A 24,153-nucleotide genomic window follows, 5' to 3' on the forward strand; every position below is an offset into this window, starting at 1 on the left:
GCCGCCCCGAGGGGCGGCTCTCTGGTCTGGTCTGGCAGCCCGTAGGGGAGTCGAACCCCTCTTTTCAGGTTGAAAACCTGACGTCCTAACCGATAGACGAACGGGCCATTCCAGACCCAAAGTGGCAGCCCGTAGGGGAGTCGAACCCCTCTTTTCAGGTTGAAAACCTGACGTCCTAACCGATAGACGAACGGGCCATTCCAGACCCAAAGTGGCAGCCCGTAGGGGAGTCGAACCCCTCTTTTCAGGTTGAAAACCTGACGTCCTAACCGATAGACGAACGGGCCACGTTTGGGTAGGGCGGCTTCTAATCGGGCCGCCCGCCACGCGCAAGAGGGAAAATCAGGTTTCCTCGGCAATATCTTCAAGGCGCATCTGAACCTTGGTCCGTCCGCCCCAGGAGTTCAGCTCCAGCTTGCCCGCAAGGTGGAAACGCCGCACGCCGGGATTGTCCAGAAGCGGGCCGATGGGACCGTCATAGGCACCGAAGGCGATCGCCTCCAGCTTCGGCCCGTCGAAGCCGCCGAAGTTCAGCCGCAGATGCGATTCGCCAATGCGCCGCGCCTGCACGGCCTGCGCCTGAAAGGCGAAACGGGGGGCGGGGGAGGACGCGCCGAATGGGCCCGCATTCTCGATCTGCTCCAGCAGGGCAGGGGTCGCGGCAGAGGGCATCAGCAGCCCTTCGATCCGCAGGTCGGACGGGCCGCCCATGCCCGCGCCCTGTTTGGCCAGAAGTTCGGCCAGACGGTCCATCGCGGCGGGAATCTTCGCTTCCTCGACCGTCAGGCCGGCGGCCATTTTGTGCCCGCCGCCTTTCAGCAGCAGCCCTTCGGCGGCGACGCGGTGGATCGCGGCGCCAAGGTCCACGCCGGGGATCGACCGGCCCGAGCCTTTGCCGATGCCGTTCTCGATCCCGATGACGATGCTGGGGCGGTTCGTCGCCTCTTTCATCCGGGCGGCGCAGATGCCGACCACGCCGGGGTGCCAGCCGTTCCCGGCGGCCCAGACCAGCGGACCGTCCAGCCCCCGCGCCTCTGCCTGTGCCATCGCCTCGGTCCGCACGCGGGCTTCGATGTCGCGGCGTTCGGTGTTCAACTCGTCCAGCCGGGCGGCCAGCGCCGCAGCCTCGCGCGGGTCGTCCGTTGCCAGAAGGCGCGCGCCAAGGTCGGCTTGTCCGATCCGCCCGCCCGCATTCACGCGCGGCCCCAGAAGGAAGCCCAGCGCATAGGCGGTCGGCGCCTCGGTCATCCGCGCGACGTCGCCCAGCGCCACCAGACCGGGCCGCTGCCGTCGTGCCATGACCTTCAGCCCCTGCCGCACCAGCGCGCGGTTCACCCCGATCAGCGGGGCCACATCGGCCACCGTCGCCAGCGCCACCAGATCCAGCATCGCGATCAGGTCCGGCCCCTGCACGCCATCCGCGCGCAGACGGCGGTTCAACTCGACCAGCACCAGAAACACGACCGAGGCCGCGCAGAGATGCGCAAGGCTGCCATCCTCGTCCTGACGGTTGGGGTTCACCACGGCCAGCGCGGGGGGCAGGGTTTCCGCGCCAAGGTGGTGGTCCAGCACGACCACATCCGCGCCCACGGCGGCGGCGATCGGTTCGTGGCTGAGGGTGCCGCAATCGACGCAGATGATCAGATCATGGCTTGCCGCCAGTTCCTGCATCGCGGGGACGTTCGGGCCGTAACCCTCGTCGATGCGGTCGGGGATATACAGCGTCGCCTGCCGCCCCATCTGGCGCAGCCAGACGATCAGCAGCGCCGCCGACGATCCGCCATCCACGTCGTAATCGGCGAAGATAGCGATGCGTTCCTTGCGGTTCACCGCCGTCAGGATGCGTTCCGCCGCGACGCCCATATCGCGCAGCACCATCGGGTCGGGCAGCAGATCGCGCATGGCGGGGGCGAGGTATGCTTCGGCCTCGGCCGGGGAAATCCCGCGCCGGACCAGCGTGCGGCACAAGGCCAGCGGCAGGCGGGTCTGCTGTGTCATCGCCTCGGCCAGCCGGTCCTCGTCATCCGAGGGGCCGACCCAGCGGCGTCCGGTGGCAGAGCGTTCGACGTTCAGAAATGCGCGAGGGGTCATGGCGTTTCCTAACCCCTCGTGCGGGGTTTGTTAAGCCTTGACGGGGTTGCGATAGGTCATGCGGCGGACCGATCCGGTCTTGGACCGCATCAGGATCGTCTCCATCGTGACCCAGCCCACTTCGCGCTGGATGCCGGACACGAGGTTGCCGTCCGTGACGCCGGTGGCGGCAAAGATCACGTCGGCGGTGACCAGTTCGTCGCGGCTGTAGATGCGGTCCAGATCCTCGATCCCGGCCTTGCGGGCGCGGCCGATCTCATCCTCGTTGCGGAACAGCAGCTTGCCATAGAATTCGCCGCCCATGCATTTCAGCGCGGAGGCCGCCAGAACGCCCTCGGGTGCGCCGCCCGAACCCATGTAAAGGTCGATGCCGGTGCCGGGGGTGGCGCAGTGAATGACGCCCGCAACGTCGCCGTCGGTGATCAGACGGATCGCGGCGCCGGTGGAACGCACCTCGGCGATCAGATCCGCGTGGCGGTCGCGTTCAAGGATGCAGACGGTGACGTCCGACGCGTCGCCGCCCTTGGCGCGGGCAACGGCGTTCACACGTTCGGTGGGGGTCATGTCCAGCGTCACGAGGCCTGGGGCATAGCCCGGACCGATGGCCAGCTTTTCCATATACACGTCGGGCGCGTGCAGCAGCGTGCCGCGCGGGGCCATCGCGATGACGGTCAGCGCGTTCGGCATGTCCTTGGCGGTCAGCGTGGTGCCTTCCAGCGGGTCCAGCGCGATGTCCACGGCGGGGCCTTTGCCGGTGCCGACTTCCTCGCCGATATACAGCATCGGGGCTTCGTCACGCTCGCCTTCGCCGATGACGACGACGCCGGCGATGTCCAGCAGGTTCAGCTGGTCGCGCATGGCGTTGACGGCGGCCTGATCGGCAGCCTTCTCGTCGCCGCGACCGATCAGCTTGGCCGATGCCAGTGCTGCGGCTTCGGACACGCGGGCAAGGCCCAGCGACAGCATGCGGTCCTGGAATTGTTCGGCGTTGGCCATGAAAAGCCCCTCTTGCATTGAATTTCCCAAGTCGTAGCGCGGGATAGGCAAGAGGGGCAAGGATGGTCGCGCTAACGGATCAGACTTCCTCGATCCGGATCGCCACTGGGTTGCCGACAAGCACGCCCGTTGCCGCGAAAGAGGCGATGGCGTGCATCATGTCGTCCCGCGTGGCCTTGTGCGTCACGATCAGCACCGGCGCGTCGCCGCCGGGGTGGCCGTATTGGCGCATGCGGTTGATCGACACGCCCGCCTCGCCCAAGGCCGTGGCGATCTTGGCCAGCGCGCCGGGCTTGTCCTGAAGCGTCATGCGCAGATACCACGCGGCAGGGGCGGCGGACCGGGCGGCGACCGGATCGGCCAGCGTGGTCGCGGGCTGGCCGAAGGTCGGCAGGCGCAGGCCCCGCGCGATGTCGATCACGTCACCCATGACGGCGCTGGCGGTCGGGCCTTCGCCCGCGCCGGGACCGCGCAGCACGATCTGGCCGACCGCGTCGCCTTCCAGCACGACCATGTTGGTGCCGCCCTGAAGCTGGCCGAGCGGGCTGTCCGATGGCACGAGGCAGGGGGTCATGCGCTGTTCGAGGCCACGGCCCGTCATCTGCGCGACGCCCAGCAGCTTGATGCGGTATCCCATGTCGCCCGCGCGGCGGATGTCGTCGATGGACACATCGCCGATGCCTTCCAGTTCGACCGCGTCGAAGCTGACCTTGGTGCCGAAGGCGATCGAGGCCAGCAGCGACAGCTTGTGCCCCGCGTCGATCCCGCCCACGTCAAGCTGCGGATCGGCTTCGAGGTAGCCCAGCTGGCGCGCCTCCTCGAACACGTGGTCATAGGGCAGGCCCGAGCTTTCCATCCGGGTCAGGATATAGTTGCAGGTGCCGTTCATCACGCCCATCACCCGGCGCATGCCGTTCCCGGCCAGACCTTCGGTCAGGGCCTTGATGACGGGGATGCCCCCCGCGACCGCCGCTTCGAACCGGATGACGCGGCCAAGGGATTCGGCGGTTTCGGCCAGGTCCTGACCGGAATGCGCCAGCAGCGCCTTGTTGGCGGTCACGACATCCTTGCCCGCGGTCAGCGCGGCCTCGGTCGCGGCCTTGGCGGCGCCTTCGTGGCCGCCCATCACCTCGACGAAGACATCCACGTCGTCGCGCATCGCCAGCGCGACGGGATCGCTTTCCCATGCGTAACCAGACAGGTCCACGCCCCGGTCCTTGGACGGATCGCGGGCCGAGACGGCTGTAATCATGATCGGACGCCCCGCACGCATTTCGATCATCGCGGCGTGTTGTTGGATGATCTTGATGACGCCGACGCCGACCGTTCCGAGGCCGGCAAGTCCAAGACGCAGGGGGGCGGGCATGAAACCTCCGATTATGCTACGCAAGGCCTGTTAGCCTGTTGCGCGAGGGCTGACCAGCCCTTCAGCGCAGCGCAGCCGCCCTTGCGCGCAACGCGGCGGCGCGCGCATCCAGATCGGAAGCAGTTTGCGGGCCGGAGAGATCGCCGCCCGCGCGCGCGTTAAGCTGGTCCAGCGGCAGCAGAACCGGATCGGGGCCGGAAGAATCAACCGCGCCGATATCGGGCGGGGCATCGCATCCGGCCAGAAGCAGGATCAGCGCAAGACGTTTCATGCCGCTTCGGCCAGAATGCGGACAGCCTCGCCGCGCGGGTCGGCCAGCGGGCTGCGATCCTCGCCCGGGTGGAAACGGGCGCGGGTGGCGGTGGGCATCGGCTGCGGCTGCGCGATCAACACGCGCGGGCCTGTGCGCTGCGTTTCCGCCTGCCAACTGCGGGCCAGCGCGATCTGCGCCGCCTTGGTCGCGCCATAGGCGGCGTGATACTGCGCCCCACCCTTGGGGTCGTCCAGAAACAGCGCGGTGCCGTTTCCGGCGCGGAGCAGCGGCTCCACCAGCGGGATCAGCATGCCGGTGGTGCGCACGTTCACCGCGACCGACTTGTCCCAGTCCTTCATGTCCAGATGGGCGGCGGGGGCAAGCGGGGCGGCGTGGATCGCCGCATGCGCCCAGAAGCCAAGCCCGCCCCAGCGGTCATGGATCGACCGGCACAAATGCTTCATCGCGCCTTCGTCGGTCACGTCCATCGGGGCCAGCGTGGCACTGCCGCCGGCCGACTTGATGCGGTCGTCCAGTTCTTCCAGCCCACCCACGGTGCGGGCGACGGCCATGACGTGCCAGCCCTGCGCCGCCAGTTCCTCGGCCAGCGCGGCGCCAAGACCGCGCGAGGCGCCCGTGACCAGCGCGACCTTCACTCGGCGGCCTGCTGCATCTCGAACCCTTCGGCCAGCTTGTCGGCAGGCGCGATGGGATATTGGCCCGAGAAGCAGGCGTCGCAATATTGCGGCGATTTCGGGTTGCGGCCCGCAGCCTCGCCCGCCGCGCGATACAGCCCGTCAAGGCTGATGAAGCGCAGTGAATCGACGCCGATCCAGTCGCGCATCTCGTCCTCGGACATGTTCGCGGCCAGCAGCTTGGAACGCTCCGGCGTATCGACGCCATAGAAGCAGGGCCAGGCGGTCGGCGGGGATGCGATGCGGAAGTGAACTTCCGCTGCGCCCGCATCGAGGATCATGTCCTTGATCTTGCGGCTGGTCGTGCCGCGCACCACCGAATCGTCCACGAGGATGATCCGTTTGCCCTTCACCAGCGCGCGGTTCACGTTCAGCTTCAGCCGCACACCCATGTTGCGGATCTGCTCGGTCGGCTCGATGAAGGTCCGGCCCATGTATTGGTTGCGGATGATCCCCATTGCATAGGGGATGCCCGATTCCTGCGAAAAGCCGATCGCCGCCGGGGTGCCGCTGTCGGGCACGGGGCAGACGAGGTCGGCCTCGACCGGAGCCTCGCGCGCAAGCTCCACCCCGATCTGGCGGCGCGTCTCATAGACCGAACGCCCGCCGAGGATCGAATCCGGGCGCGAGAAATAAACATGTTCGAAAATGCAGAACCGCGAGGTTGCGGGCGCGAAGGGGCGCGACGAGGTGATCTTGCCGTCCTCGATCACGATCATCTCGCCCGGTTCGATCTCTCGGATGAACTCGGCACCGATGATGTCCAGACCGCAGGTTTCCGACGACAGTGCGAAGCCTTCGCCGATCTTGCCAAGCACCAGCGGGCGCACGCCCAACGGGTCGCGCACGCCGACCAGCTTGGTACGCGTCATGGCGATGACCGAGAACGCGCCTTCGACGCGGCGCAGCGCATCCTTCATCCGTTCGGGCACGGTGCGCTGGATCGAACGGGCCATCAGATGGATGATGCATTCCGAATCCGACGAGGACTGGAAGATCGACCCACGCTCGATCAACTCTTTGCGCAGTTGGGCCGCGTTCGTCAGGTTGCCGTTATGCGCGATGGCCGCGCCGCCCATCGAGAATTCGCCGAAGAAGGGCTGCACGTCGCGGATCGCGGTCGCGCCTTTGTGCCCTGCGGTCGAATAGCGGACATGGCCGATGGCAAGGGGCCCCGGCAGCGTGTCCATCACCGACTGGTTGGTGAAGTTGTCGCGCACGTAGCCGAAACGGCGGGCCGAGTTGAACCCGTGCTCGGGGTGGTGGGAAACGATTCCGCCTGCCTCCTGGCCACGATGCTGCAAGGCGTGAAGGCCGAGCGCCACGAAATTCGCCGCATCGGCCACGCCGATGACGCCGAAGACGCCGCACTCCTCCTTCAGCTTGTCATCGTCGAAGGGGTGGGAAAGGAATGGCCGCATAGACGCGCTCCGAATCCGGGTGGGGAGATTGCCCTCCACATAGTCGCTTGGGCGCGCGCTGTCACCCCGCCTTCATGAAATCGGGATCAGTTCTGCGGCACCGGGGTCACGGGCGTCGCAGGTGCGGCGCAAACGCTGACAAGTTGTTCATAGCGCCCGACGATCCAGCCCGGCGCATCTTCCGGCACCTGTTCGTCGATATTGCCCTGAAAGCTGGCGAAAACCTTGGCCGTGCGCGAATTGTCCACCATCGCCACCGTCTGCGCCCCGACCGCCCGGTCATAGACCAGCAGCGCCACGGCCACGAGGATGATCCCCCGCGCCGCGCCGAAGATGAAGCCCAGCGCCTGATCGACGCCCGAAAGCGCCGTCTTCTGGATGACCGAGGAAAACAGCGGCGTGAACAGCGACATCAGCACGAGGCCGATGGCGAAGATCGCGGCAAAGGCGGCGATGATCGAAAGCTCGCAGCTGTCGCCGATGAAATCGCCCACGACCGGGATTTCCCGGATCAGCGGCTGCGCGCTGGCGGCGAACATGAAGGCCAGAACGGCGGCGCCGACCCAGCCGATGATCGCCATGATCTCGCGGATCAGGCCGCGCGAATAGGCGAGGATCGCGGACAGCACGATGACGCCGGCGACGACCGCGTCGATGATGGTAAAGCCGTCCATGTCTATTCCTCAGCCAGCACCGAAAATTTCGCCCACGAACGCCGTCAGGTCTGGCATTTGTCGGACGCGCATCCCTTCGGCCGACCCAAGTTTGGACCGGCTGGGCGCAATCGCCTGTGTGAAACCAAGTTTCGCGGCTTCTTTCAACCTGTTTTCGGTTTGCGACACCGGGCGCAGGGCGCCGGACAGGCTGATTTCACCGAAAAGCACCATTTCCGGCGGGATCGCGACATCCTCGCGCGCCGACAGAAGCGCGGCGGCGACGGCAAGATCGGCAGCCGGTTCGTTCACGCGCATCCCGCCTGCAACGTTCAGGAATACGTCCAGCCCGGCAAAGGGGATCGCGCAGCGCGCCTCCAGCACCGCAAGGATTGTCGAAAGCCGCCCCGAATCCAGCCCCACCACCGTGCGGCGGGGTGTGCCCAAGGGCGACGGGGCGACCAGCGCCTGAATCTCGGTCAGCACCGGGCGCGTTCCCTCGATCCCGGCGAACACCGCCGATCCGGGTGCGGGCTTGTCGCGGTCCGACAGGAACAGCGCCGAGGGGTTCGCGACCTGCTGCAACCCGTCGCCCGTCATCTCGAACACGCCGATCTCGTCCGCGGGGCCGAAGCGGTTCTTCACCGCGCGCAGGATGCGGAACTGGTGGCCGCGCTCGCCCTCGAAATAGAGCACCGTATCGACCATGTGTTCGACGACGCGAGGCCCGGCGATGTTGCCCTCTTTGGTGACATGGCCGACGATGATGATCGCGACGCCGCGTTTCTTGGCGAAGTTCACAAGCTCGTGCGCCGCGGCGCGGACCTGGGAAACGGACCCCGGCGCGCTTTCGACATTGTCCAGCCACATGGTCTGGATCGAATCGATGATCGCCAGCGCCGGCCGTTCCTTGTCCAGCGTGGTCAGGATGTCGCGCAGGTTCGTCTCGGCCCCCAAGGCCACGGGCGCATCGGTCAGGCCAAGCCGCTGCGCGCGCATCCGCACCTGCGCGGCCGCTTCCTCGCCCGAGATATAGAGGCATTTCAGCCCCGTCCGCGCGAAGCTGGCGGCGGCTTGCAGCAGCAGCGTCGATTTCCCGATTCCCGGATCGCCGCCCACCAGAATCGCCGATGCCGGAACCAGACCGCCGCCCAGCACCCGGTCCAGTTCGTCCATGCCCGAAGGCGCGCGGGGCGGGGGGGCTTCCTGCGTCGCAAGGTCGGTCAGCTCGATCCCCTTGCCGCGCGCGCCCAAGGCTTTGGGTCCGGCGGTCAGGGGCGATTCCTCGACGATGGAGTTCCATGCGCCACAGGCATCGCACTTTCCGGCCCATTTGCGATGAACCGCGCCGCAGGCCGTGCAGGTGAAGGACGGCCCCTTGGCCATCAGCGCACGCTTTCGATCGGACCCGTCGCGCGACCGTGGATGAACTGCTGGACATAGGGATCGTCCGTCGCGTCCAACTCCGACACCGGGCCGGTCCAGCGGATCTTGCCGCCGTGAAGCATCGCCACGTTGTCGGCGATGGCCCGGACCGAGGTCATGTCATGCGTGATCGTCATCGCGGTTGCGCCCATCTCGGTCACGATCTCGCGGATCAGGTCGTTGATGACGCCAGACATGATCGGATCGAGGCCGGTGGTCGGCTCGTCGAAGAAGATGATCTCGGGTTCGGCCGCAATCGCGCGGGCCAGGCCGACGCGCTTTTGCATCCCACCCGACAATTCCGCCGGAAATTGATCGGCGGTTTCGGGTTTCAGACCGACGCGACGCAGCTTTTCGATGGCGATCTCGCGCGCCTGCGGTTTGGGCAGTTTCCGCTCGCCGCGCAGCAGACGGAAGGCAACGTTTTCCCACACCTTCAGCGAATCGAACAGTGCGCCACCCTGGAACAGCATCCCGAAGCGCGCGAGGAAGGCATCGCGGTCGCCCGTCGTCACGTCCTGCCCGTCCAGCGTGATCGTGCCGCTGTCGGGGCGCACCAGACCCAGCACCGATTTGAGCAGCACCGATTTGCCGGTGCCGGACCCGCCGATGATGACCATCGACGTCGCTTTGGGAATCACCAGATCGACGCCCTGAAGGACGCGGTTCGATCCGAATTTCTTGTGAACGTTGGAAAGCTCGATCATGAGGTGAAGAACACCCGTGTCAGCAGGAAGTTGGCCGCAAGGATCAGCACCGAGGCCGCGACCACCGCCGATTTCGTCGCAGCGCCGACGCCCTGCGCGCCGCGCCCCGAGTTCATGCCGTGGAACACGCCCATCAGCGCGATGATGAAACCGAAGGCCGCACCCTTCACCAGACCCGAGGCCACGTCCCAGAACTCAAGGAAGTTGACCGTGTTCTGCAGATAGGCGGCAGAGTTGAAGCCAAGCTGGTTCACCCCCACCAGCCAGCCGCCCGCGATGCCGATGGAATCGCCCACCGCCACAAGGATCGGCATGACCAGCACCGCCGCCACGACGCGCGGCACGGCCAGATATTTCAGCGGGTTGGTCGAAAGCGTGACCAGCGCGTCGATCTGTTCGGTCACCTTCATCGTGCCGATTTCGGCGGCGATCGACGATGTGACCCGCGCCGCGACCATCAGCCCGCCCAGCACCGGGCCCAGTTCGCGCACCATGCCGATGGCGGTGATCGACGGCACCGCAGCCTCGGCCCCATAACGCGCGCCGCCGGCATAGATCTGCAGCGCCAGCGCGCCGCCGGTGAACAGCGCGGTCATGCCGACGACCGGAAGGCTGAACCAGCCGATCTGCATCAAGGCCGACAGAAACTCGCGCGGATAGAAGGGCGGGCGGAAGATATGCCCGACCACCTGCACCGCAAAGATCGCGATCCGCCCCAGCGAGGCCAGAAGCGACAGCGTCGCGCGCCCGATGGAGGCGACGGGGGACAGAACGCTCATGAGCCCGTTCCCGCGTAAAGCCGCTGGTAGCGGTTGCCGAGCGAGGTGAGGATCTCGTATCCGATGGTGCCTGCGGCATCGGCCAGATCATCCGCACTTTGATGCGGGCCGATCAGGTCCAGCCGATCCGGCATGTGATCCAGATGCGAGATGTCCACGGTGATCAGGTCCATCGACACGCGCCCGATGATCGGGCAGGGCGTGTTCCCGGCCCACAGCGCGCAGTTGTTCGACAGCGCGCGATGGATGCCGTCGGCATAGCCCGCGGCGACGGTCGCAACGAAGCACGGCCCCTCGGCCCGCCATGTCGCCGAATAGCCCACGACCTCGTCCGCCGCGACTTCGCGCACCTGGATCACCGGCAGCGACAGGACCAGAGGCGGCGTGCCAGCGTCATAGGGGCGGGCGGCGTAAAGGCCGATCCCCGGGCGGGTCAGATCGAAATGGAACCGCTCGCCCAGCAGAATGCCGCCAGTGGCCGACAGCGATCGCGGAACGCCGCAGCCGTCGGTCATGGCATGGAATTCGGCAAGCTGTGCCTCGTTCATCGGGTGGTCCGGCTCGTCCGCGCAGGCAAGGTGGGACATGATGATTTCCGGCCCCGCATCCAGCAGCAAGGACGCGACGGCCTGCCATTCCGGCATCTCCATCCCCAGACGGTTCATGCCGGTGTCCAGCTGAATGCCGAAGGAATGGCCCGGAAGCACCTCCAGATGCCGCGTGACCTGGTCGATGGAATTGAGCATCGGCGTCAGGTCCAACTCGCGGATCATGTCGGCATCGCCCGCCATGTGGCCGGAGAAGACGTTGATCTGCGGGCCGGGGCCAAGCGCGCCGCGCACGGCGGCGGCCTCCTCGGCCACTGCGACGAAGAAGCGCCGCGCCCCCGCTTGCGCCAGCGCCCGCGAGATGCGCCCCGCGCCGGTGCCATAGGCATCCGCCTTCACGACGGCGCCCGTCTGGGTGCCGGGGGCGGACATGCGGTCCAAGGCGCGCCAGTTGGCGGCGATGGCGTCAAGGTCGATGGTAAGGGTCGCGGTTGCCATGGGCCCGTGTTTCAAAGGTCAGCGAAGCAAGGTCAAGCGGAAAGGCTCAATCCGGGTGATCGGCAAGCCATGACATGACCGCCGGGCGCACCGTGTCCGAGGTGCGCATCGCCTCGTCGATGACGGCGCGAACCTCGGTCAGATCGACGCGGCGCAGCAGCGCCTTGACCGGCCCGATGGAGGCGGGGCGCATCGACAGCGTGCGGATTCCCATTGCGGCAAAGCACAGCGCCTCGACCGGGCGGCCGGCATCTTCGCCGCAGAAGGACAGGGCGGTGTCGGTCGCTTCGCACCGCGCGACGATCTTGCCGATGAAGGTCAGGAAGCTGACCGATAGCGTGTCGTAGCGGCGGCGGACGCGCTCGTTCTCCCGGTCGGCGGCGAAGAAGAACTGCTTCAGGTCGTTCCCGCCGATCGAGATGAAATCGACCCCGCGGAAGAACCGATCCGGCGCAAAGGCCAGCGCCGGGGTTTCCAGCATCGCGCCGATCTTCACGCCGGTAGGGATGGGATGGCCAAGACCGGATTCGCGTTCCAGCTCCCGCTCCAGCGATTCGCGGGCGATGGCGAATTCGCTGCCCTCGGCGATGAAGGGGAACATGACGGCCATGTCGCGCCCCGCATGGGCGCGGATCAGCGCCTGAAGCTGCATCCGCAGCACGCCCGGCTTGTCGAGGCCCACGCGGATCGCGCGCCAGCCCATCGCCGGATTCGGTTCATCCTGCGGCTTCATATAGGGCAGGACCTTGTCCGACCCGATGTCCAGCGTGCGGAAGGTGACCGCCTTGCCCTTGGCAGCATCCAGAACGCGGGCATAGAGCCGCGCCAATTCGCCGCGCTTGGGCATCTGGTTGCGGATCAGGAACTGCAACTCGGTGCGGAACAGGCCCACGCCCTCGGCCCCGGAATGGGCGAGCGAGGGCAGGTCGGCCATCAGCCCCGCATTCATGTGCAGCGCCGTCACCTGCCCGCATTTCGATTGCGCCGGAAGGTTGCGCAGCGAGGCATAGCGTTCCTGCGCCTGTGCCTGCATCGCAATCTTGTCGCGGAAGGCGCGGGCGACGTTTTCCTCGGGGCGCAGGTGGACGATGCCCTGATCGCCGTCCACAAGGATCGGATCGCCGTTCAGCGCCTCGGCGGTTATGCGTTCGGCATGGATGACCAGCGGGATCGCCAGCGCGCGGGCGACGATGGCCGCATGGCTGCCGACCGAGCCTTCCTCCAGCACGATGCCCTTCAGCTTGCGGCCATAGTCCAGAAGCTCCGCCGGGCCGATGTTGCGCGCGACCAGCACCGGATCGGTGGGCATCTCGGCCCCCGTATCCTTGCCTTGTCCGGTCAGGATGCGCAGCAGGCGGTTCGCCAGATCGTCCAGATCGTGCAGCCGGTCGCGCAGATAGGCGTCCGGCACCTGTTCCATCCGCGCCCGCGCCGCCGACTGTTCCTTCTGCACCGCAGCCTCGGCCGACAGGCCAAGCGAGATGTCTTCCTCCATCCGCTTCAGCCAGCCGCGCGAATGCGCGAACATGCGATAGGCTTCCAGAACCTGCTTCTGTTCCTTGTCGAGCGAGGCCGCAGACAGAAGATCGTCCACCGACACGCGCAGACGGCCCACCGCCTCGCGGATGCGTTCGATCTCGGTCAGCGGATCGTCGGCGACGGGGTTGGTCACGACGACGCGCGGCTCGTGCAGCCAGACATGCCCTTCGGCTGCGCCTTCCTGCCCTGTGCCGCCGCGGAACATGACCGGGTGACGATGCGTGTTGGCCAAGGTGTCGCCCTCGCCATTGAACGCGCCCAGTTCGGCCATTTCGGCCAGAACCATCGCGACGACTTCCAGCGCGTCGATCTCGTCTTCGGAATAGATGCGGGCGTTCTTGGACTGCACGACCAGCACGCCCAGCTTTTCACCGACCCGCTGGATAGGCACGCCAAGAAAGGACGAATAGGCTTCCTCGCCCGTCTCGGGCATATAGCGGAAACCGGGCTGGGATGGCGCGTCGCTGGTGTTCAGCGGCTTGCCCGCGCGGGCGACGCGGCCCACCAGACCCTCGCCCAGTTTCAGGCGGGTCTTGTGCACGGATTCGGGCTTCAGCCCTTCGGACGCATAAAGCTCCAGCGTTTCGGCGTCACGGAACAGATAGATCGAGCAGACCTCGGACCCCATGGAATCCGCGATCAGATGCGTGATGCGGTTCAGCCTGTCCTGACCCTGACCGGGAAGCGCAAGGCTGTCGCGCAGCCGCCGAAGCAGCTTGCGACTGTCGCTGTCCGTCCGTTCCGCCATCAGGCCCCCCAGATGCTTGATCGTGACGCGTCATGTCGTCGCATTGTCCCGCCTGCCTGCGATGCGCGCAAGGGGGCATGACCGCGGCGGACCTTGGCCGATCCGGTGGGCCGGATCAACCTAGGATTGCTGAAACTCAGGCTTTTTCCAGCTCGAACGCGTCGTGCAGGGCCTGAACCGCCAGTTCCATGTAACGGCGGTCGATCAGGACCGAGATCTTGATTTCGGAGGTGGCGATGACCTTGATGTTGATCCCGTCCACGGACAGGGCCTTGAACATCTTGGCCGCAACACCTGCGTGCGAGCGCATGCCGATGCCGACGACCGAAACCTTGGCCACGTCCTCGTCGATGATCAACTCGTCGTATTTGACCAGCCCGGCGGCCTGCGCCTCCTCCAGCGCTTTCTTCGCGCGGGGAACCTGGTTGATCGGGCAGGAGAAGGTCATGTCCGTGACGGCACCCGGATGCGCTTCGTCATAGTCCTTTTCCGAGATGTTCTGGACGATCATGTCCACGTTGATCCCGGCATCGGCCAGCGGCCCGAAGATGCCCGAGGCGACGCCGGGGCGGTCCTCGATGGTGAACAGGGTGATCTTGGCCTCGTCGCGGGAGAAGGCGACGCCGGAGACGACTTTCGATTCCATGATATCATCCTCTGCGCAGACAAGCGTGCCGGAGTTTTCGTCGGTGTCTTCAAAGCTGGACAGAACCCGCAGCCGCACGTTGTAGCGCATGGCGAGTTCGACCGAGCGGGTCTGGAGAACCTTGGCGCCAAGGGATGCCAGTTCAAGCATCTCCTCGAACGCGATCTTCTCCAGCTTCCGCGCCTTGGAGCTGATGCGCGGATCGGTGGTATAGATCCCGTCCACATCGGTATAGATGTCGCAGCGTTCCGCATCGAAGGCGGCAGCGAAGGCGACGGCGGTGGTGTCCGATCCGCCCCGGCCCAGCGTGGTCACGCGGCCTTCGGCGGACACGCCCTGAAAGCCCGCGACGACCGCGACCTTGAAGCCTTCGGCGAATTTCGCGTCGATATTGGCGCGGGGGATGTCCATGAATCGCGCCGAGGAATGGGCCGAGGTCGTGTTGATCGGCACCTGCCAACCCTGCCACGACCGGGCGGGCACGTCCATTTCCTGAAGCGTCAGCGCCATCAGGCCTGCGGTCACGTTTTCGCCCGAGGCGACGACGGCGTCGTATTCGCGCGCGTCGAACAGCGGCGATGTCTGCTCGACCCAGCCGACCAGCTCGTTCGTCTTGCCCGACATGGCCGACACGATCACGATCACGTCGTAACCGCGCTCAACCTCTTTCTTCACCTTTTCGGCGGCGTTCTTGATGCGCGCCAGATCGGCGACGGACGTGCCGCCGAATTTCATGACGAGAAGTGGCATGGTCCCCCCTCAGCCCCGGATATCGGGGGGGTGATTACAAGCCGGATGTAACACGCGCAAGCCCCGCGCGCGGGAAATTTCGCGGATCGCGCGGCCAAGGAAATAATCTTGCGGTTGAGGCCGTTCCGAGACCTTTCGGCCAGGATGTGGGGCCGAGCTGATTTCCACGTTCCGGCAGCTTGCACCCAGCGGCAGGGAGGCCGAAGACCGGGGGGCGATCCGTGAAGGGCGACGGGATGTCTCAGCCCGTCAGCCCCTAACGGTCACAAGGCGCGCCAGCCGATGTCGCGGCGGCAGAAGCCTTCGGGCCAGTCGATGGCGTCCACCATCGCATAGGCACGGTCCCGCGCTTCGGCCAGTGTTTCGCCGCGTGCGGTGACGTTCAGGACTCGGCCCCCATTCGCGACGATGGCCCCGTCCTTGGCGGCGGTCCCGGCATGGAACACCATTTGGCTGCTTGTTTCGGGCAGGGCGTCCAGCCCGCCGATGACGCTGCCCTTGGCATAGCTGCCGGGATAGCCGTTCGCCGCCATCACCACGGTCAGCGCATGGTCGTCGGCCCAGGTCGCCTGCGCGCGGTCCAGCCGTTCCTCGGCACAGGCCAGCATCAGATCCAGCGCCTGCGCACCAAGGCGCATCATCAGCACCTGACATTCCGGATCGCCGAAGCGGGCGTTGTATTCCACCAGCCGCGCGTGCCCGTCCTTGATCATCAGCCCCGCATAGATCACGCCCTGATAGGGGGTGCCGCGCCGTGCAAGCTCGGCCACGCAGGGGCGCACGATCTGCTCCAGCGCCTGCTGCGCGAGGGCATCGGTCAGGACCGGGGCGGGGGAATAGGCCCCCATGCCGCCGGTGTTGGGCCCCTTGTCGCCGTCGAAGACGCGCTTGTGGTCCTGTGCGGTGCCGATGGGCAGAACGTGGGTGCCGTCGGTCAGCAGGAAGAAGCTGGCCTCCTCGCCGTCCATGAACTCCTCGATCACCACCTCGGCCCCGGCTGCGCCGAATTCGCCGCCGAACATGTCGTCGATGGCGGCCAGCGCCTCGTCCTCGCTCATCGCCACGATCACGCCCTTGCCGGCGGCCAGACCGTCGGCCTTGACCACGATCGGCGCGCCTTGGGCCCGGATATAGGCGCGGGCGGGCTCGGCCTCGGTAAAGCGGGCATAGGCGGCGGTGGGCGCACCGCAGGCGTCGCACAGCTCTTTGGTAAAGGCCTTGGACGCCTCGATCTGCGCGGCTTTTGCAGAGGGGCCGAACGTCAGAATGCCCGCCGCCCGCAGCGCATCGGCAACCCCGGCAGCCAGCGGCGCCTCGGGGCCGACGATCACGAAGTCGATGGCGTTCTCCTCGCAGAACTCCACCACGCGGGCGCCGTCAAGGATGTCGAAGCTGGCGCATTCGGCGATCATGGCGATCCCGGCATTGCCCGGCGCAACGATCAGCCGGTCGCATTTCGGGTTCTGTTTCACCGCCCATGCCAGCGCATGTTCGCGCCCGCCGCTGCCCAGGATAAGAATGTTCATCGCCGCCCCCGCTTGGCCTTTCCGCCCCGGCGTTCTAGGGTCGGGCCCGAAAAACCGCAAGAAGGCCAAGATGGACCTGTTCGAAACACCCGACGACAACGCGCATGATTTCACCGTGTCCGAGCTTTCGGGCGCGGTCAAACGCGTGATCGAGGGGGAGTTCGGCCAGGTCCGCGTGCGCGGAGAGATCGGGCGCGTCTCACGTCCCGCGTCCGGGCATCTGTATTACGACCTGAAGGATGACCGCAGCGTCATCGCGGCGATCACGTGGAAGGGGCAGGCGTCCCGGCTGACCGTCCGCCCCGAGGAGGGGATGGAGGTCATCGCCACGGGCCGGATGACAACCTTTCCCGGACAGTCGAAATACCAGTTGATCATCGACGACATCCGTCCCGCAGGCGCAGGCGCGTTGATGGCCATGCTGGAAAAACGCCGCAAGGCGCTGGCCGCCGAGGGGCTGTTCGACGAGGACCGCAAGCGCCCGCTGCCATGGCTGCCCGAGGTGATCGGCGTCGTCACCTCGCCCTCGGGTGCGGTGATCCGCGACATTCTGCACCGGCTGCGCGATCGGTTTCCGCGCCACGTCCTGATCTGGCCCGTCGCCGTTCAGGGCGAGAAATGCGCCCCCGAGGTCGCCGCCGCCATTCGCGGTTTCAACGCCATGCCGGACGGGATGCCGAAGCCGGACCTGCTGATCGTCGCACGCGGCGGCGGATCGCTGGAGGATCTGTGGGGCTTCAACGAGGAGATCGTGGTGCGGGCGGCGGCCGAATCGCGCATCCCGTTGATTTCCGCCGTGGGGCACGAGACGGATACGACGCTGATCGACTATGCCTCGGACCGCCGCGCGCCGACGCCGACGGCGGCTGCGGAGATGGCGGTGCCGGTTCGTCATGAACTTCTGGCGGCGGTCGATCAGCGCGGGGCGGCCCTGTCGCGCTGCGTCAGCACCGGCTTCGTGAACCGGGCGCAGCGGCTCCGCGATCTGGCCCGTGCGCTGCCACGCCCCGAAAGCCTGACGCAGACGGCGGCGCAGCGGCATGACCTTTGGGCCGGGCGGCTGGACGGGGCGCTGGGACTTGGCATCACGCGGCGGCGGGGGCGGCTCGATCCGCTGGCGGCGCATCTGCGGCCCCGGCTTCTGGCCGATCTGGTGGCGCGGGGGCGGGACCGGCTGGCGATGCTGCGCCCCGAGGACAGCCTGACCCGCCGCACCGAACGCAGCGCCGACCGGCTCGCCTCGGCAGGCAAGCGGCTGGACCCGGCCTTCGCCCGTGCGGTGGCCGAAGCGGCGCGCGATGCCGCCCGCGCCCGCGCCACGCTGGATGCGCTGGCCGCGCGGCTGGAGCCTGCGCTGCGGCTGCGCGCGCTGGCGGATCGCCTTGAATCGACCGACCGTCTGCGCCAGACGCTGGGATACCAAGAGACGCTGGCGCGCGGTTACGTCGTGATCCGCGGCGATGGCGAAGTCGTCACCTCGAAAGCCGAAGCCGGGAAGGCCGCGGTGCTGGAGGCCGAATTCCACGACGGTCGGCTGATGCTGGGCGCGAAGAAGAAGGCGAAGGCCGCCCCGCCCGTCCAAGGATCGCTGTTCTAGACCCCGACGTCGGGGCCGGGGCAGTTCAGGGGTTTGGGCGACTGGCCGACCTCGGAATATTCCATCCCCTCGGGGTCGCCGGCGAAACGGGCGCGCAAGCCCTTGTCGCCCTGCCAGAAGGTCCAGCATTGCGGCGGGCCGCCGTGGTCATAGGTGAAGCAGATCTGCTGCCCCTCGGGATACCATTTGCCCTTCTGGCATTCGTCCCCTTCGAACGCCCACATCACGCGACGGCCCGGCAGGTATTGCTCGGTCCCGAAGATCGTGCCGCCCTGCGCATAGGACAGCGTCTTGCCGGTGGCATAGGCCTCGAACTCGCCCGCCGTCATCGGGTCCTGGGCAAGGGCGGGGGTGGCGAACAGGGCAATCAGCAGCAACTTTTTCATGCCGGCAACCTTGCCAGAACCCCCGCCGCATGGCCAGTCACGGTTGCGGGGGCGCGGCAAAGGCCCTAGTTGATGGCAAACCCCTAATGCGAGGCCCGGATGGCGTCCTTCTTCAGCAAGCTGCGCGACCGGATGTGGCGCTCGTCCGACAAGATCGGCGAGGGGATCGAGCAGGTCGTGGCCGAGGAGGCGCCCAAGCCCGGCATCCTGAACCGCATCACCGGCACCGAGCCGAAGCGCGAATTCGACGACGCGATGCTGGAAGGGCTGGAGGAGGTGCTGATCGCCGCCGACATGGGGGTGGACACCTCGTTGCGTGTCGCGGCCAACATCGCCGAAGGCCGGTTCGGGCGCCGCGTGACGACGACGGAAATCCGCGAGGCGCTGGCCGCCGAGGTGGCGCGAATCATGGAACCCGTGGCGCGGCCCATGCCGCTGACGCGCCAGCGCCCGCAGGTGGTGCTGGTCGTGGGCGTGAACGGGTCGGGCAAGACGACGACCATCGGCAAGCTGGCCAGCCAGTTCCGCGCGGCGGGCAAATCGGTGGTGATCGCGGCGGGGGATACGTTCCGCGCGGCGGCGGTCGAACAGTTGCAGGTCTGGGGCCAGCGCGCCGGCGTTCCGGTGATGACCGCGCCCGAAGGGTCGGACCCCGCCAGCCTTGCCTTCGATGCGATGACCAAGGCGGAGGCGGAGGGCGCCGACCTTCTGATGATCGACACCGCAGGGCGGCTGCAGAACCGGGCCGACCTGATGGAGGAGCTGTCCAAGATCGTCCGCGTCATCCGCAAGAAGGATCCGACCGCGCCGCACAACACGCTTCTGGTGCTGGACGCGACCACCGGCCAGAACGCGGTGGGGCAGGTCGAGACGTTCCAGAAGCTGGCCGATGTGTCGGGCCTCGTGATGACCAAGCTGGACGGCACCGCGCGGGGCGGGGTGCTGGTGGCGCTGGCGGACAGGTTCGGCCTGCCGATCCATGCCATCGGCGTGGGCGAGCAGATCGACGATCTGGCCCCGTTCGATCCCGATGAATTCGCCCGCGCGCTGGTGGGTCTGGAAACGAGGTGACCGAATTGATCACCGCGCTGGAGGGCACGCCCGAGGGTGCGCGGCTGGCGATCCTGCTTGCGCTTGCGTCCGCTTTTTCCCATGCCTGCTTCGGCGCATTGCAAAAGGGCCGGCACGACCCTTGGGTCAGCCGCGCCGCGATCGATTCATGGATGATCGTCTTTGCCGCGCCGCTTGCGCTGTTTCTGGTGCCTTGGCCGCAGGGGATCGAATGGGCCGTGCTGGCGGGTGCGATGTGCATCCACTTCGTCTACAAGCTGACCATGGCGCTGGCATACGAACGCGGGGCCTATACCGTCGTCTATCCGGTGGTGCGGGGGACGGGGCCGATGGTGACGCTGGCCTTCGCCGCCGCCTTTCTGGGCGAGCATTACGGCGGCATCCAGTGGCTGGGGGTCAGCGTGCTTTCGGCCTCGATCCTGTGTCTTGCGGCGTTGAACCTGCGGGCCGCTCCGGTGGGGCGCGCGCTTTTGATCGCCGCCATCGGCTGGGCGTTGGTCGCGGGGGTCACGGTCGCGGTCTATACCACCTATGACGCTTGGGCGATCCGGCTGTGGGAGAATCCGTTCGGCTTTCTGGCATGGTTCTTCTTTCTGACCGCGTTCGATTTCCCGATCCTCGTCGCCGCACGGCGCGGGGTGGCGTGGTTCCGCCCGCTGATGTGGCGCGGGGCCATCGGGGCACTGGCGGCCTTTGTCAGCTTCGGCGGCGTGATGCTGGGCACGCGGCTGGGCAAGGTTGCCGAAGTCTCGTCACTTCGTGAAACCTCGACGCTTTTTGCCGCCTTGATCGGATGGGTGTTCCTGGGTGAAAAGTCTACGCCCGCGCGGATCGCGCTGATGGGCGGCATCGCGCTTGGCGCGGTCTTGGTGCAGGCAGGATAGAATATGCGTAAAGTGAACCCGATCGTGAAGATGGTGCTGGAGCTTGGCCCGGTGATTGCCTTCTTCGTCGCCTATGTGAAGCTGAAGGATCAGGTCTTCACCTTCGGCAGCACGGAATACAGCGGCTTCATCGTGGTGACGGCGGCGTTCATCCCGGTGTTGATCGCGACGACCGCGATCCTCTGGGCGCTGACGGGCAAGCTGTCGCGGATGCAGGTGGTGACGGTGGTCATGGTGGTGGTGTTCGGCGGGATGTCGGTCTGGCTGAACGACGATCGGTTCATCAAGATCAAGCCGACCATCGTGAACGGGCTGTTCGGCGCGATCCTTGGCTTCGGGCTGCTGCGCGGCCAAAGCTATCTGCGGTTCGTGATGGAGGAGGCGATGCCGCTTCAACCCGAAGGCTGGATGATCCTGACCAAACGGCTGTGCGCGATGTTCTTCGGGCTTGCGATTTCGAACGAGATCGTCTGGCGCTTCTTCAGCGAGGCGACATGGGTCACGTTCGAGACCTTCGCCATGCCGGCCGCCCTTTTCGCCTTCTTCATGACGCAGGGCGGCCTTCTGAAACGTTATGGGATCGAAAACGCCTAGCGTTTTCCGAACAGGATCTTCTGCGCCTCGCGGTCGGTGGTCAGATCGCTGCGCAGCTCGGCCCCGACGGCGCGGCCCTTGGCAAAGGCGGGGCGGTTCTCAAGCGCCTTGAGCCAGCGGGCGAAGTGGGGCTTGTCGTCCAGGGTCTGCTGCTGCTTTTCCCAGCCCATCGCCCAAGGCCAGATCGCGCAATCGGCGATGGACAGGAAATCGCCCGCGACGAATTCGTGGTCTGCCAACCGCTTGTCCAGCACGCCATACAGCCGCTCCACCTCGTTGCGGTAACGGTCCTGCGCATAGGGCAGCACCTGCGGCGGCTCCATCGTCGGGGCATAGTTCAGGAAATGATGCGCCTGACCCGCCATCGGGCCGACGCCGCCCATCTGCCACATCAACCATTCCTCGACCGCGATGCGTTCGCGTTCGATGCTGCCCGACAGCTTGCCCGTCTTGCGCCCCAGATACTGCAGGATGGCACCGGATTCGAAGATCGACACCGGCATGCCGTCCGGGCCGTCATGGTCGATGATCGCAGGCATCCGGTTGTTCGGCGCGATCTTCAGGAAGTCCGGCGCGAATTGATCGCCCTTGCCGATGTTCACCGGGTGGATGGTATAGGGAAGCCCAAGCTCCTCCAGCGCGATGGTGATCTTGTGGCCGTTCGGGGTGGGCCAGTAATACAGGTCGATCATGCTGCTGCCTTTCCGTTAGACACCAGAGCTTAGGGCGATGCCGCGCGCATCGCCACCCCTGCCGCCGGACATCAGACGGGCCCAGCGCGGGTCGGGCGCATCGACAAGCGCGGCGCGCAGGCTGGGCAAGGGAAGGGCGTCGTTCAGGAACCGGCGATACAGCGGGAACAGCCCGGGGCGGGAATAACAGGACCAGTGGCAGACGCGCTTTTCGGGGCCCGCGATGGGAAAGCCCAGCCGCGCCAGCCCCGCGCGATGCGCCTCGGAATCGATCTGGACGGTCACGAGGCCCGGACGGCTCGGCATGGCTGCGATGGTGCGGCGGCCCGACAGCGGGGCGGTCAGCGTCTCGTAAAGAAAATCGTAGCCGTCGTTTTCGCGGCTGGTGATGTTCAGCACCTCGGGCCCGCTGCCGTTCAGGGCGGCTTCGGCAGTGTCCGTGAACTCGGCCCCCGCCAGCAGGACCATGCGGGGCACGCTGCCGGGGCGCAGATGGGGAAGGGCCGACAGGGCGACCCGCGCGCCAAGGCTGTGCGCGATGATCGACACGGGGCCGACCCGCTCGATCAGGGTGGCCAGCGCGCGGCCTGCTTCGGCCGCCTTGGCCCTTGCGCGCCAGATCGACCCGCAGGCATCCCAGCCGAAACCGATGCAGGAGGTGCCAAGCTGGCGCGGCCATGCGCCGGGGGCGAACAGGATGCGGTGGGGATCGGCAGCCGGAAGCAGCGGCGAATACCTGTATCCGTGGATCATGATCGTGACAGGGGCGCCGGGCGCCCGATCAAGGCTGCCCGCGATCTGTTCGACCGGAATGCGTCCCACGGCATTTACGGCGACCGGCATGGATCACTCCTTTCCGATTGCCACGACCATGCACGCCAAAGGCGAAACCGCCGTGACAGCCGGGTGACATGCGGATGAAGGTTGACGCGGCCCGCGCCGGGGCGTAACCCCGCGGATGTGGCGCTTTGATACCGGATTGCGGGCCACGTTAAACAAACCGCTAAAGAGGTGAGGCTTTGGCCCCCGCGCATCCGGCGTTCGGGGGCTTTTTGTTGTCGAAAAGGACGGAAGATGGCCAAGGATTGGAAAACCCGCACGCAGCTCGTGCATACCGGCAGCCGCCGCAGCCAGTATGGCGAGATGGCCGAGGCGATCTTCCTGACCCAAGGGTTCGTCTATGACAGCGCCGAATCCGCCGAAGCCCGGTTCGTCAAGACCGAGGGCGATCAGTTCATCTATGCCCGTTACGGCAACCCGACGACGCGGATGTTCGAAGAACGCATCGCGGCGATCGAAGGGACCGAGGATGCCTTCGCCACCGCGTCGGGCATGGCGGCGGTCAACGGCGCGCTGGTCTCGCTTTGCCGCGCGGGGGACCGCGTGGTCGCTGCGCGGGCGCTGTTCGGGTCGTGTCTTTACATCCTCGAGGAGATCCTTGGCCGCTTCGGGGTGGAGATCGTGCTGGTGGACGGCACGGATATCGAGCAATGGCGCGCGGCCCTGACGCCGGGCACCAAGGCGGTGTTCTTCGAATCCGTCTCGAACCCGACGCTGGAGGTGATCGACATCAAGGCTGTCGCAGAACTTGCCCATGCCGTCGGCGCGCTGGTGGTGGTGGACAACGTGTTCGCCACTCCGATCTTTTCCAAGGCGGTCGAACTGGGCGCGGATGTGGTGATCTATTCCACCACCAAGCATATCGACGGGCAGGGGCGTGCGCTGGGCGGCGTCGTCTGCGGCACCACCGAATACATCCGCGGCACGCTGGAGCCGTATATGAAGCATACCGGCGGCTCCATGAGCCCATTCAACGCGTGGATCATGCTGAACGGCATGGCGACGCTGGACCTGCGCTGCCGCGCGATGGCCGAATCCGCGCTGAAGATCGCGACCGCGCTGGACTGCGATGCGCGCCTGTCGCGCGTGATCCATCCGTCGCTGGACAGCCACCCGCACAAGGCGCTGGCAACCGCGCAGATGGGCAGCGGCGGCACCATGATCGCGCTGGAGATCGCGGCGGGCAAGGACGCGGCCTTCCGCTTCCTGAACGCGCTGGAGATCATCAAGATTTCCAATAATCTGGGCGATGCGAAATCCATCGCGACCCATCCCGCCACGACCACCCACCAGCGCCTTCCCGAAGACCAGAAGGCGACGCTGGGCATCACCCCCGGCCTCGTGCGTCTTTCAGTTGGCCTTGAGGATGCGGACGACCTGATCGCCGATCTGCGTCGCGCTTTGGACGCGATCTGACGCAGTCGGACCTTGGGAACCTGTGCGGCGCA

The 24,153-nt window shown here is 66.6% G+C and carries 22 protein-coding genes, 3 tRNA genes and 1 riboswitch; of the genes, 5 read left to right on the forward strand and 20 right to left on the reverse strand.

Features of this window, described 5'->3' with window-relative positions; translation table 11 throughout:
* Positions 1-32: 32 nt before the first annotated feature.
* From E2K76_RS08335 to purD, 17 genes are all read right to left on the reverse strand, one after another.
* Positions 33-107: transfer RNA gene (locus E2K76_RS08335), tRNA-Glu, on the reverse strand.
* A gap of 15 nt (positions 108-122) precedes the next feature.
* A tRNA-Glu gene (locus tag E2K76_RS08340) sits at positions 123-197 on the reverse strand.
* Between the two features lie 15 nt (positions 198-212).
* Positions 213-287, reverse strand: a tRNA-Glu gene (locus E2K76_RS08345).
* A gap of 55 nt (positions 288-342) precedes the next feature.
* On the reverse strand, positions 343-2,091 hold the full coding sequence (gene recJ, locus E2K76_RS08350; RefSeq protein WP_136683841.1) for a single-stranded-DNA-specific exonuclease RecJ: 1,749 nt from the start codon (positions 2,089-2,091) through the stop codon (positions 343-345).
* A 30-nt stretch (positions 2,092-2,121) separates the two neighbouring features.
* Positions 2,122-3,087 carry a class II fructose-bisphosphatase gene (glpX, locus tag E2K76_RS08355; protein ID WP_136683842.1) on the reverse strand — a complete coding sequence of 322 codons (966 nt, stop codon included), beginning with the start codon at positions 3,085-3,087 and terminating at the stop codon, positions 2,122-2,124.
* Positions 3,088-3,166: 79 nt separating this feature from the next.
* A complete protein-coding gene (locus E2K76_RS08360; protein WP_136683843.1) occupies positions 3,167-4,453 on the reverse strand; it encodes a homoserine dehydrogenase in 1,287 nt (428 codons plus the stop codon).
* Between the two features lie 61 nt (positions 4,454-4,514).
* Complete coding sequence (locus E2K76_RS08365) at positions 4,515-4,724, reverse strand: hypothetical protein (RefSeq protein WP_136683844.1); 210 nt, start codon at positions 4,722-4,724, stop codon at positions 4,515-4,517.
* On the reverse strand, positions 4,721-5,362 hold the full coding sequence (locus E2K76_RS08370; RefSeq protein ID WP_136683845.1) for an SDR family NAD(P)-dependent oxidoreductase: 642 nt from the start codon (positions 5,360-5,362) through the stop codon (positions 4,721-4,723). Before E2K76_RS08370 ends, E2K76_RS08365 begins: the two co-directional genes overlap by 4 nt.
* On the reverse strand, positions 5,359-6,822 hold the full coding sequence (gene purF / locus E2K76_RS08375; RefSeq protein ID WP_136683846.1) for an amidophosphoribosyltransferase: 1,464 nt from the start codon (positions 6,820-6,822) through the stop codon (positions 5,359-5,361). The genes E2K76_RS08370 and purF overlap by 4 nt, the downstream gene beginning before the upstream one ends.
* 86 nt (positions 6,823-6,908) lie before the next feature.
* Positions 6,909-7,496, reverse strand: a complete 588-nt coding sequence (locus tag E2K76_RS08380) for a CvpA family protein (protein ID WP_136683847.1) — start codon at positions 7,494-7,496, stop codon at positions 6,909-6,911.
* Positions 7,497-7,505: 9 nt separating this feature from the next.
* Positions 7,506-8,861 carry a DNA repair protein RadA gene (gene radA / locus E2K76_RS08385; RefSeq protein ID WP_136683848.1) on the reverse strand — a complete coding sequence of 452 codons (1,356 nt, stop codon included), beginning with the start codon at positions 8,859-8,861 and terminating at the stop codon, positions 7,506-7,508.
* Positions 8,861-9,607, reverse strand: coding sequence for an ABC transporter ATP-binding protein (locus tag E2K76_RS08390; RefSeq protein ID WP_136683849.1), 747 nt, complete (start codon positions 9,605-9,607; stop codon positions 8,861-8,863). The genes radA and E2K76_RS08390 overlap by 1 nt, the downstream gene beginning before the upstream one ends.
* On the reverse strand, positions 9,604-10,386 hold the full coding sequence (locus E2K76_RS08395) for an MlaE family ABC transporter permease (RefSeq protein ID WP_136683850.1): 783 nt from the start codon (positions 10,384-10,386) through the stop codon (positions 9,604-9,606). The genes E2K76_RS08390 and E2K76_RS08395 overlap by 4 nt, the downstream gene beginning before the upstream one ends.
* Entirely contained in the window at positions 10,383-11,432 is a 1,050-nt protein-coding gene (gene alr, locus E2K76_RS08400; RefSeq protein ID WP_136683851.1) for an alanine racemase, read from the reverse strand. The genes E2K76_RS08395 and alr overlap by 4 nt, the downstream gene beginning before the upstream one ends.
* Before the next feature lie 46 nt (positions 11,433-11,478).
* Positions 11,479-13,719, reverse strand: a complete 2,241-nt coding sequence (ptsP, locus tag E2K76_RS08405; RefSeq protein ID WP_136683852.1) for a phosphoenolpyruvate--protein phosphotransferase — start codon at positions 13,717-13,719, stop codon at positions 11,479-11,481.
* A gap of 136 nt (positions 13,720-13,855) precedes the next feature.
* Positions 13,856-15,115, reverse strand: coding sequence for an aspartate kinase (locus E2K76_RS08410; protein WP_136683853.1), 1,260 nt, complete (start codon positions 15,113-15,115; stop codon positions 13,856-13,858).
* 263 nt (positions 15,116-15,378) lie between these two features.
* Positions 15,379-16,641, reverse strand: a complete 1,263-nt coding sequence (gene purD / locus E2K76_RS08415) for a phosphoribosylamine--glycine ligase (protein WP_136683854.1) — start codon at positions 16,639-16,641, stop codon at positions 15,379-15,381.
* A gap of 70 nt (positions 16,642-16,711) precedes the next feature.
* On the opposite strand from purD, the gene xseA reads away from it, so the two are divergent.
* Positions 16,712-18,238: an exodeoxyribonuclease VII large subunit gene (xseA, locus tag E2K76_RS08420; RefSeq protein WP_136683955.1), complete on the forward strand. Its 1,527-nt coding sequence runs from the start codon at positions 16,712-16,714 to the stop codon at positions 18,236-18,238.
* Here xseA and E2K76_RS08425 read toward each other — a convergent pair.
* A complete protein-coding gene (locus E2K76_RS08425) occupies positions 18,235-18,624 on the reverse strand; it encodes a hypothetical protein (protein ID WP_136683855.1) in 390 nt (129 codons plus the stop codon). The two genes, xseA and E2K76_RS08425, sit on opposite strands and share 4 nt — an antisense overlap.
* A 99-nt stretch (positions 18,625-18,723) precedes the next feature.
* Here E2K76_RS08425 and ftsY point away from each other — a divergent pair, with 99 nt between their 5' ends.
* The 3 genes from ftsY to E2K76_RS08440 are packed head-to-tail and all read left to right on the forward strand — an operon-like array spanning position 18,724 to position 21,173.
* Positions 18,724-19,695 (forward strand): signal recognition particle-docking protein FtsY, encoded by a 972-nt coding sequence (gene ftsY / locus E2K76_RS08430; protein WP_136683856.1) that lies wholly within the window; start codon positions 18,724-18,726, stop codon positions 19,693-19,695.
* Positions 19,692-20,579 carry a DMT family transporter gene (locus tag E2K76_RS08435; protein WP_136683857.1) on the forward strand — a complete coding sequence of 296 codons (888 nt, stop codon included), beginning with the start codon at positions 19,692-19,694 and terminating at the stop codon, positions 20,577-20,579. The genes ftsY and E2K76_RS08435 overlap by 4 nt, the downstream gene beginning before the upstream one ends.
* A gap of 3 nt (positions 20,580-20,582) precedes the next feature.
* A complete protein-coding gene (locus E2K76_RS08440; RefSeq protein WP_136683858.1) occupies positions 20,583-21,173 on the forward strand; it encodes an inner membrane-spanning protein YciB in 591 nt (196 codons plus the stop codon).
* On the opposite strand, the gene E2K76_RS08445 is transcribed toward E2K76_RS08440, so the two are convergent.
* Both E2K76_RS08445 and E2K76_RS08450 read right to left on the reverse strand, forming a co-directional pair.
* On the reverse strand, positions 21,170-21,865 hold the full coding sequence (locus E2K76_RS08445) for a glutathione S-transferase N-terminal domain-containing protein (RefSeq protein WP_136683859.1): 696 nt from the start codon (positions 21,863-21,865) through the stop codon (positions 21,170-21,172). The genes E2K76_RS08440 and E2K76_RS08445 overlap by 4 nt on opposite strands.
* Before the next feature lie 15 nt (positions 21,866-21,880).
* Positions 21,881-22,708 carry an alpha/beta hydrolase gene (locus E2K76_RS08450; RefSeq protein ID WP_136683860.1) on the reverse strand — a complete coding sequence of 276 codons (828 nt, stop codon included), beginning with the start codon at positions 22,706-22,708 and terminating at the stop codon, positions 21,881-21,883.
* Positions 22,709-22,815: 107 nt separating this feature from the next.
* Positions 22,816-22,893, forward strand: a riboswitch (SAM riboswitch).
* A 46-nt stretch (positions 22,894-22,939) separates the two neighbouring features.
* On the opposite strand from E2K76_RS08450, the gene metZ reads away from it, so the two are divergent.
* A complete protein-coding gene (gene metZ, locus E2K76_RS08455; protein ID WP_136683861.1) occupies positions 22,940-24,121 on the forward strand; it encodes an O-succinylhomoserine sulfhydrylase in 1,182 nt (393 codons plus the stop codon).
* Positions 24,122-24,153: the final 32 nt, after the last annotated feature.

It is taken from the genome of Falsirhodobacter xinxiangensis, from assembly GCF_004959935.1.
GTDB classification, from domain to species: Bacteria; Pseudomonadota; Alphaproteobacteria; order Rhodobacterales; family Rhodobacteraceae; genus Falsirhodobacter; species Falsirhodobacter xinxiangensis.

What these genes read in the sequence shown, in the direction of transcription:
- radA (WP_136683848.1), bottom strand. Translation starts at nt 8,861, where the DNA reads ATGGCCAAGGGGCCGTCCTTCACCTGCACGGCCTGCGGCGCGGTTCAT.
- glpX (WP_136683842.1), bottom strand. Translation starts at nt 3,087, where the DNA reads ATGGCCAACGCCGAACAATTCCAGGACCGCATGCTGTCGCTGGGCCTT.
- E2K76_RS08390 (WP_136683849.1), bottom strand. Translation starts at nt 9,607, where the DNA reads ATGATCGAGCTTTCCAACGTTCACAAGAAATTCGGATCGAACCGCGTC.
- E2K76_RS08365 (WP_136683844.1), bottom strand. Translation starts at nt 4,724, where the DNA reads ATGAAACGTCTTGCGCTGATCCTGCTTCTGGCCGGATGCGATGCCCCG.
- E2K76_RS08445 (WP_136683859.1), bottom strand. Translation starts at nt 21,865, where the DNA reads ATGATCGACCTGTATTACTGGCCCACCCCGAACGGCCACAAGATCACC.
- purF (WP_136683846.1), bottom strand. Translation starts at nt 6,822, where the DNA reads ATGCGGCCATTCCTTTCCCACCCCTTCGACGATGACAAGCTGAAGGAG.
- E2K76_RS08450 (WP_136683860.1), bottom strand. Translation starts at nt 22,708, where the DNA reads ATGCCGGTCGCCGTAAATGCCGTGGGACGCATTCCGGTCGAACAGATC.
- purD (WP_136683854.1), bottom strand. Translation starts at nt 16,641, where the DNA reads ATGAACATTCTTATCCTGGGCAGCGGCGGGCGCGAACATGCGCTGGCA.
- E2K76_RS08410 (WP_136683853.1), bottom strand. Translation starts at nt 15,115, where the DNA reads ATGCCACTTCTCGTCATGAAATTCGGCGGCACGTCCGTCGCCGATCTG.
- E2K76_RS08425 (WP_136683855.1), bottom strand. Translation starts at nt 18,624, where the DNA reads ATGAAAAAGTTGCTGCTGATTGCCCTGTTCGCCACCCCCGCCCTTGCC.
- ftsY (WP_136683856.1), top strand. Translation starts at nt 18,724, where the DNA reads ATGGCGTCCTTCTTCAGCAAGCTGCGCGACCGGATGTGGCGCTCGTCC.
- E2K76_RS08360 (WP_136683843.1), bottom strand. Translation starts at nt 4,453, where the DNA reads ATGCCCGCCCCCCTGCGTCTTGGACTTGCCGGCCTCGGAACGGTCGGC.
- E2K76_RS08440 (WP_136683858.1), top strand. Translation starts at nt 20,583, where the DNA reads ATGCGTAAAGTGAACCCGATCGTGAAGATGGTGCTGGAGCTTGGCCCG.
- recJ (WP_136683841.1), bottom strand. Translation starts at nt 2,091, where the DNA reads ATGACCCCTCGCGCATTTCTGAACGTCGAACGCTCTGCCACCGGACGC.
- metZ (WP_136683861.1), top strand. Translation starts at nt 22,940, where the DNA reads ATGGCCAAGGATTGGAAAACCCGCACGCAGCTCGTGCATACCGGCAGC.
- E2K76_RS08380 (WP_136683847.1), bottom strand. Translation starts at nt 7,496, where the DNA reads ATGGACGGCTTTACCATCATCGACGCGGTCGTCGCCGGCGTCATCGTG.
- alr (WP_136683851.1), bottom strand. Translation starts at nt 11,432, where the DNA reads ATGGCAACCGCGACCCTTACCATCGACCTTGACGCCATCGCCGCCAAC.
- ptsP (WP_136683852.1), bottom strand. Translation starts at nt 13,719, where the DNA reads ATGGCGGAACGGACGGACAGCGACAGTCGCAAGCTGCTTCGGCGGCTG.
- E2K76_RS08395 (WP_136683850.1), bottom strand. Translation starts at nt 10,386, where the DNA reads ATGAGCGTTCTGTCCCCCGTCGCCTCCATCGGGCGCGCGACGCTGTCG.
- xseA (WP_136683955.1), top strand. Translation starts at nt 16,712, where the DNA reads ATGGACCTGTTCGAAACACCCGACGACAACGCGCATGATTTCACCGTG.